The sequence below is a fragment of the Candidatus Solincola tengchongensis genome (assembly GCF_015711935.1).
Lineage (GTDB): Bacteria > Actinomycetota > Geothermincolia > Geothermincolales > RBG-13-55-18 > Solincola_A > Solincola_A tengchongensis.
The window spans coordinates 1-7,855 of sequence record NZ_JACVJJ010000006.1; the positions used below are offsets into that span (position 1 = coordinate 1).

Genomic DNA, 7,855 nt, shown 5'->3' on the forward strand with positions numbered 1-7,855 from the left:
GGCAGGAGTGGTCTTTCTGGACACCCTAAGCAACCTGGAGCGCGTGGGCGACCTGGCCAACAACGTCGGCCATGTGACCACCGGAGCCCTGGAAAAACTGTGATTTCCCGCGTGGCGAAGTGCGTCCTACATGATTCTCCTGGCAGTAAACGGGTTTCTTTCGCCGCTCTAAAAGACCTCGACCGCCGCCCATGATCGGGATCAGAATATCCTTCCGCCACATCGGGTAAAAATAAGATGGTGAAAATGTGTCAAAAGGAAGCCAATGGATTTCAGCGCTGATTTTTACAGAAACCTGCTGGACAGCATAAGCGACGGCGTCTATTTTCTGGACGCCGACAGGCGGATAACCTTCTGGAACAGGGGTGCGGAAGAGCTCACCGGTTACAGCGGCGACGAGGTGATAGGCTGCTTCTGCCGGGAAGACGTGCTCGAACACACCGACGAGCTGGGGAACCGGCTGTGTGACGTGGACCTCTGCCCCTCGGTCAAAGCCCTCACCGACGGCGAGGAAAGGGAGGAGATACTCTTCCTGAGACACAAGAAGGGCTACCGGATACCCATGCTTACGAAGATCTTCCCTCTGAGGGAAGTGCCAAGGGGCGCGAAAGGCGTCGTGGTGACCTTCAGCAACGCTTCCCAGTTATTGGGATACATCCAGACCATAAGCGAGTTGAGAAAGCTCTCCCTGATGGATCCCCTGACCGGTATCGGCAACCGGAGATTCGCGGAGATGAACCTCCACCTGCGACTGAAGGAGCTGGAAAGGTACGGATGGAGTTTCGGGGTCCTTTTCATCGATCTCGACGACTTCAAGGTCATCAACGACCTGTACGGGCACGAGACCGGAGATGAGCTGCTCAGGGTGGTGGCCACGACGCTGCGCAGCAGCCTGCGCGTTTTCGACATGGTGAGCCGCTGGGGCGGCGAGGAATTCCTCGTACTGGTGACAAACGTGGACGCGGAAAACCTTAAACGTGTGGGCGAAAAAATCCGCCTCCTGGTGGAGCAGTCCTGGTTTTCCGCGCGCGGAGACCGAATCAGGGCCACCGTATCCGTGGGCGGAATACTAGCCGGGGTCTCCGACACTCCGGAGAAGCTGGTGGCAAGAGCCGATGCCAACATGTACCGCGCTAAGGCGGAGGGCAAGAACCGGGTGGTGATAGCCTGATGGCCAGCCACGGAATCGGCCTCCCTCCGGCGAGGGTCCTCAACTGCACCGGACATCAAGACCGTTCCACAGGACATCGGTAAAGGAAGCCCGCACATGTCCGGCAACCCGAAACCGGTCCTTGTGATCAGCAGATGCCTCGGCTTCGCGGCCTGCCGCTGGAACGGCGAGATCGTCCGGGACGACTTTGTGGACCTTTTGTCCTCGCACGTGCGCTTCATAACGGTCTGCCCCGAGATGGAGATCGGCTTGGGCGTACCCCGCGACCCCATACATATCGAGACCGGCAAGGGAGGCCTGCGGCTCGTCCAACCGGCTACCGGGAGGGACGTGACTGGGGAGATGCTCGCCTTCTGCGCCAGCTTCCTGGAATCGCTTCCGCAGGTGGAGGGATTCATCCTGAAAGCGCGCTCCCCTTCCTGCGGGATAGGCGACGTGAAGATCTTCCCCAGCGGGAGGAGCGAAGCGGGGGCGGTGGACAAGGGACCCGGTTTTTTCGGGGGAGAGGTCAAACGCAGATTCCCGCTGCTGCCGACGGAAAGCGAGGGCCGGCTCAAGAACTTCCGCCTGCGGGAGCATTTCCTGGTGCGCATATTCACCCTGGCACGCTTCCGCGAGGCGGTGGGAAGGGGAACCGTGGCATCCTTGGTGGACTTCCACTCCCGCCACAAGTTCCTGCTCATGTCCTACAACCAGACAGAGCTCAAGGCCCTGGGGAGGCTGGCGGCCAACCCCGAGCGGAAACGTGCGGCGGAGCTGTTCGAGGTCTACGGAGAACACCTCCGCAAGGCCCTGTCCCGACCTCCTCGTTACGTCTCCAACATAAACGTGCTCCTTCACTCCTTGGGATATTTCTCCGACAGGCTGACCGCGCGTGAAAAGTCCTATTTCCTGGATGCCCTGCAAAGGTACCGTGAGAGGAAGATCCCCCTGAGCGTCCCGGTGGATATAATGAACTCATGGATAATCCGGTTTGAGGAGAAATACCTCGCTGAACAGGCTTTTTTTCGGCCCTACCCCGAGGGGTTGGCCATGATCAGCGACTCCGGGAAGGGGAGGGATCTGTGAAGCTGTAAAGTCAAACGTAAAGGCGGCGCGAGAACACCTCGAACGTACACAACGTGAAAGGCAAGGCCGCGCTGAGGGGCCCTGTGTGCACGAGGATCCTTAAGACGTGGGGCAGGACAAGACCGCAGGAGCTGGATCCGAAACCCCCCACGTGCTTCTCATGCCTTAAATCTCCGCGGCGATAAAAAGACGCGTACTCGGGCGGAAAACTTGGAAAGGGGGTTTCCGAGAGCATGATTCAATCCGAAAGGGTCAAGGTGCTGAGGGGAGGGACCCCGGCGGCGGGACGCTACGTGCTCTACTGGATGCAGGCTTCCCAGCGCACCGTCTACAACCACGCCTTGGAATTCGCCGTGGAGAGGGCCAACGAGCTGGGCCTGCCCCTGGTGGTGTTCTTCGGGATAACCGCGAGATACCCCGGGGCCAACCGTCGCCATTACCTGTTCATGTTGGAGGGGTTGCGGGAGGTGGGCGAGGCCCTCTCCGAACGGGGAGCGCAGTTCGTGGTCCGCAAGGTCTCCCCGGAAAAGGGAGCCCTGCAGCTGGCCGGGGAGGCCTCCCTGGTGGTCGTGGACCGGGGGTATCTTTGCGGACAGCGGGAATGGAGGGAATGGCTGGTTCGACGCTCGCCCTGCCCCGTCTTCCAGGTGGAGAGCGACGTCGTGGTTCCCGTGGAGACGGCCTCACGCAAGGAGGAGTATTCTGCGGCCACCCTCCGGCCCCGCATAAAGCGCCTGCTGCCCGCCTTCCTAGTGCCACTCTCCGAACGTCGTCTCAAGCGCCGCAACCCGCAGTTTGAACTGGAAGGTGTCGACCTGTCCGACCCCGCTAGCCTGGCTGAAGAGGTACGTGCCACACCGGCTCCCGAACCGGTGCTTATTCCCCCCGGCGGGACCTCGGAGGCCCGGGCAAGGCTGCGCTCCTTCATCCGTGAGAAGCTGGACCTTTATCACCTCCTCTCCAACCATCCCGAACTGGACTATACCTCAGGGCTCAGTCCGTACCTCCATTTCGGACAGATATCCCCACTGGAGGTCGCCCTGGAAGTCGGGAAGGTGAAGGGCCCCGGCGCGGCGGCTTTTCTGGAGCAGTTGATCGTGAGGCGCGAGCTCAGCGTGAACTTCGTCTTCTACAATCCCACTTATGATTCGTTGAGTGCGCTGCCCGCCTGGGCACGGCAGACCATGGAGGAACACGCCCGCGACCGCAGGGAATACCTGTACGAATTTGAGGAACTGGAGAGGGCCCGCACCCATGACCCTTTCTGGAACGCCGCCCAGCGGGAGATGCTGGCCACGGGGAGGATGCACAACTACATGCGCATGTACTGGGGGAAGAAGATACTGGAATGGACACCCACCCCTCAGGAGGCCCTACGGGTCATGATCCGCCTGAACGACAAGTACGAGCTGGACGGGAGGGACCCCAACGGCTATGCGGGTATCCTTTGGTGTCTCGGCAAGCACGACCGCCCCTTCGCCGAGCGCGAGGTCACCGGGAAGGTCCGCTGGATGAGCCAACGGGGCCTCCTCCGCAAGTTCGACATGGAATCCTACCTGAAAAGGGTGGATTCCTACTTCGGCGAGAAGACCCCAAGCCGTGGCGCTTCCCCTTCCGCAAACCCGTAATCCCTCCGAACTCGATGGTCCAACCACCCCCCTACCGACGGGAGGGCGGGGACGGCGGCCGTCCATCCGGGTTCATTCCCGTCCTTGAGGGAAAAATAATTATCGGATAGCAGGATCGGAACGGGGAGCGGGAGTGCCGAAGTTGGACGAAAGAGTATTTCTTTCGGCTTGGAGCAGCATGGAGATGACGTGGGCCGTCCTAGCGCTCCTCGGTTTTATCCTGGGGTCCATTCCCTTTTCCGTTCTCCTCGCGAGGTGGCGGCGGGGCGTTGACGTGCGGGAATACGGTGACGGCAACCCGGGTGCCGTAAACGCCTGGAGGGCGTGCGGTCCGCGCTGCGGCCTTGCCGCCGGCGTGCTTGATTACCTGAAAGGCGCGCTTCCCGTCGGCCTGGCCCATTTCTTCCTGGGAATAGAAGGCTGGGCGGTCTTTCCCGTTGCCGTTGCCCCTCTCCTCGGCAGCGCGTTCTCCCCCTTCCTCGGATTCCGGGGAGGTAAATCCATCGCCATCTCCTTCGGCGTCTGGACCGGGCTGCTGATGTTCGAGGGGCCCCTGGCCCTGGGCCTGTCCCTGGCGATGTTCACCGCCTTTCTCTCCGGCGACTCCTGGTCCGCCCTCCTGGGCTTTGGTCCTTTTCTGGTTTACCTACTATTACGAAGGGTCGAGGGGCCACTTTTGGCGGTTTGGGCTCTCAACACAGCCGTCATCTTCTGGAAGCACCGCGAAGAGCTGTCCGGCCCGCCACGCCTGAGGCCTTACCTGCGCCGCGGTGGCCGTGAGGCGCTCGGAGGTGAGGGTTGACGGGAATCTGGGCACAGCACCAGTACGGTATTATCTTCTTTCTGCTGGCGGTCCTGTGCATCTGCCTGGCCAACCTGTGCACCTTCAGGAGGATGAGCGGATTCGGCGCACCGCGCGATTTTCCGCTCGTATCCATACTGATACCGGCGCGGAACGAGGAGGAGAACATCGTCCGCTGCCTGGAATCCGTGCTGGCACAGGACTATCCATGTTTCGAGGTCGTGGTCCTGGACGACGGGTCCCGGGACCGGACCTGGGAAATCCTCAGCCATCTCTCCTCCCGTGACCCTCGTTTGAGGGTTATACGAGGGAGTGAGCCGCCTCCGGGATGGACCGGGAAAAACTGGGCCTGCCACCAGCTCTCACTCCAGGCCGGTGGCGAGCTGCTGCTCTTCACGGACGCGGACACCTTCCACCACCCGGAATCCCTATGCCGCGCGGTAGCCGCTCTGCAGGAAAGCGGGGCCGACCTCTTGACGGCCCTTCCACGTCAAGAGATGCTCACCCCCGGAGAGAAGATGGCCGTCCCCATTCTCGGCTGGAGCGTTCTCTGTTTTTTCCCTCTTTTTCTGGCCCACCGCCTGAAAGCCCCTTTCCTGTCCGCAGCCGTGGGTCAGTTCATGCTCTTTCGCCGCAGTGCCTATTACCGCGCCGGTGGCCACAGGGCCATAAGGGCAGAGATAGCGGATGATTTCGCTCTCGCACGCAGGATAAAATCGGAGGGGCTTAATCTGGAGTTCCTCGACGGCGGTGACCTTTTGGTTTGCCGCATGTATCGCGGCCTCTCCTCGGCTTTCCACGGCCTGACCAAGAGTCTTTTCCCCGCCTTCGGATGCCGGGTTATCCTCTTCGTATTCGTCTGGACATGGCTGGCCGTGGTGTTTCTTGAACCGCCACTGGTGCTGGCCGGGGGGTCCCTGCGGTGGGTCAGATCGGAATCCGCCCTGCTCCTCGCCGGCATCGAGGTTTCGCTGTCCCTCCTGCTGTGGAGCCTGGCAGCGCGGCGCCTGGTCCTCGGAAGAGCGGCGATTTTCCTTTACCCCGCCGTCGTCGCCCTAGGAACGGCGGCCGCCATCACTTCGCTGGCGAAGAGCCTGCTGGGGGCCTCCATCTGGAAGGAACGCACCCTCCCTCGTCCGCGCCCGCGCTGGCCCTGACTCGGGGCGGCCTCAGTATCCCCTGGGCATAACGAAATACATGGCCCGCTCCGCCACCACTTGCTGATCGGCGTGGACGTTCATGGAGAAAGATGTCCTCTCCATGCCCGGGAGGTCGTCCACGTGCACGGTGACCCGGCGCCGCGGCTGCACCAGGTAGCCGGCGCCGAAGGTGGAACCGTCCTCGCGCAGGAACACTACGTTCACGAAGGCCGGCGAGGACCCGGGGTTGGAGAGGAGGAGATAGGTATCGAAAGCCCCGTCGGTGTACCCTTCCGCGAAATACCAGTTATTGGAACCGGACCGTAGCCCCACGGCGGCGTGGCCGCCACGGTGGCTGTCCAGGTTGTAATACACGGCCCGTTCGGCAACTATGGGGTGGTCGGATTCCACGGCTACGGCCACGTCCTGCCCGGAAAGCCCCCCCTGGGAGCCGACGTCCAAGGTGACCCGGGATCCGGCCCTCACCAGGTAGTCATAGCGCAGGTCACCTTCCGGCAGCTGGTAATCCACGTGCACGACGGTGTCCTCGCCCGTCGGGTTCCCGAGGAGGAGGAAGGTGGAGAAGAAGTTCCGCGTGCATCCCTCGGCGAAATACCAGCCGGTGGAGAGCTCGGGAGCGCCGAGGGAGACGTGCCCGCCTCCTATGTAGCCCAGGTTGAAGTACATGGCCCGCTCGGCCACGATGGGGAGGTCGGAATCCACGCGGGTGGAGAAGGAAGCGGAGGCCACGGCGGGGAGGGAGTCCACGGATACCGTTTGCCGGGAATGGGGAGGCAACAGGAAATCATACCTCGCCTCACCTCCTCCCTCGAGGTAGAAATACACCCGCGCCGTGGTCGCGTCCTCTCCGGGATTGGAAAGCAGGAGGAAGGTGTCGAACGAGTCGGCGGTGAACCCCTCGGCGAAATACCATTGCCTGGAGAGTGCCCTCGCCCCCACGGTCACCGTGCCGTCGTCGCGGCTGCCCATGGTGAAGTACATGGCGCGCTCCGCCACCACCGGCCCTCCGGCCTCCACGTAGATGGCGAAGGAGGCGGCTTCCAGGCCGGGAAGCTGGTCCACGGGGAGGGTCAGGCGGGAATGAGGTAGGAGATATCTCTCCTCCGTGACCGTGACCCCGTCGTCGCGGTAAAAGTGGATCTTAACCCTTATCCCTTCGTCTCCTGGGTTGGAGAGCAAGAGGAAGGTGTCGAAACCGAAGTCCGTACATCCCTCGGCGAAGTACCACTCGCTCCCGGGCGCCTCGGCCCCGCCCGTGTCGTGGCATCCCGTCACCACCCTCCTGGCCAGGGAAGCGTAAGTGATGGTCAAAGGGGTACCGTCCGGCGCCCAGTAATAGGGCCAGTAGGCCTCCAGGGGATGCAGGCGCACGCACCCGTGGGAGGCCGGTGCTCCCAGCCCGGTTTCATAGCGGGACGAACCTCGGGGCCAGGCGTGTACGCCGTGGCTTGATGTGAAGGACATCCAGTAGTCGCACACCGCGCCGCCCAGCCCGCTGTGCACGCGGTAATGGGCCAGGATGCGGAAATTGCCCGTGGGGGTCGCGTTGTTCAGGCCCGTGGAACAGCGCACCACGTTTACCAGTTGATCCCCCTCGTAAAAGTAGATGCGCTGGTCGCTTAGGGAACAGACCATGCGTTTCGGGCCTCCCGCCGCCGCCGCCACCGGCTCAACAAGAGCCAAAACCCTCGGCGAAAGCGGGCCCTCGCGCAGGTCCTCGTCCACGGTGGCCACGGCGTAGTAATAGCTCTTTCCGGGAACCGCGCCGTCGTCGAGGAATACCGGGTAATCCAACATGGAATCGGCCGCCCTGCCGCCCACCGGGGCCATCTCCCCCTCGGCCGACTCGGAGCGGTAGACTCGGTAACCGAAGGCTCCGGCCACCGGACTCCAGGTCAGGGCCACGCGCCTACCCCGGTCCTCCGGACGGTGGAGCACGGAAACCCCTTGGGGCGGGGGCAGGCTCCCTCCCGGCGAGAGCTCCACCGGTGCGGGCTCGGCGGATGCCTGGAGGGCGAAGAGGACC

At 62.6% G+C, this 7,855-nt stretch carries 6 protein-coding genes; 5 read left to right on the top strand and 1 reads right to left on the bottom strand.

The window, feature by feature from the left end:
• Window positions 1–265: 265 nt before the first annotated feature.
• The 5 genes from H7007_RS00080 to H7007_RS00100 all read left to right on the top strand — a co-directional run bounded on the left by H7007_RS00080 (window position 266) and on the right by H7007_RS00100 (window position 5,826).
• Window positions 266–1,171 (top strand): sensor domain-containing diguanylate cyclase, encoded by a 906-nt coding sequence (locus H7007_RS00080; protein WP_287152440.1) that lies wholly within the window; start codon window positions 266–268, stop codon window positions 1,169–1,171.
• 96 nt (window positions 1,172–1,267) lie between these two features.
• On the top strand, window positions 1,268–2,239 hold the full coding sequence (locus tag H7007_RS00085) for a YbgA family protein (protein ID WP_287152441.1): 972 nt from the start codon (window positions 1,268–1,270) through the stop codon (window positions 2,237–2,239).
• A 233-nt stretch (window positions 2,240–2,472) separates the two neighbouring features.
• A complete protein-coding gene (locus H7007_RS00090; protein ID WP_287152442.1) occupies window positions 2,473–3,867 on the top strand; it encodes a deoxyribodipyrimidine photo-lyase in 1,395 nt (464 codons plus the stop codon).
• Window positions 3,868–4,045: 178 nt separating this feature from the next.
• The gene (locus H7007_RS00095; RefSeq protein WP_287152443.1) at window positions 4,046–4,669 is read left to right on the top strand and encodes a glycerol-3-phosphate acyltransferase; all 624 of its coding nucleotides are present in this window, start codon (window positions 4,046–4,048) and stop codon (window positions 4,667–4,669) included.
• Complete coding sequence (locus H7007_RS00100) at window positions 4,666–5,826, top strand: glycosyltransferase family 2 protein (protein WP_287152444.1); 1,161 nt, start codon at window positions 4,666–4,668, stop codon at window positions 5,824–5,826. The genes H7007_RS00095 and H7007_RS00100 overlap by 4 nt, the downstream gene beginning before the upstream one ends.
• Window positions 5,827–5,838: 12 nt before the next feature.
• Here the strand turns inward: H7007_RS00100 and H7007_RS00105 are convergent.
• On the bottom strand, window positions 5,839–7,855 hold a 2,017-nt coding region (locus H7007_RS00105; RefSeq protein ID WP_287152445.1), incomplete at its 5' end, for a L,D-transpeptidase.

What these genes read in the sequence shown, in the direction of transcription:
- H7007_RS00080 (WP_287152440.1), top strand. Translation starts at nt 266, where the DNA reads ATGGATTTCAGCGCTGATTTTTACAGAAACCTGCTGGACAGCATAAGC.
- H7007_RS00085 (WP_287152441.1), top strand. Translation starts at nt 1,268, where the DNA reads ATGTCCGGCAACCCGAAACCGGTCCTTGTGATCAGCAGATGCCTCGGC.
- H7007_RS00090 (WP_287152442.1), top strand. Translation starts at nt 2,473, where the DNA reads ATGATTCAATCCGAAAGGGTCAAGGTGCTGAGGGGAGGGACCCCGGCG.
- H7007_RS00095 (WP_287152443.1), top strand. Translation starts at nt 4,046, where the DNA reads ATGGAGATGACGTGGGCCGTCCTAGCGCTCCTCGGTTTTATCCTGGGG.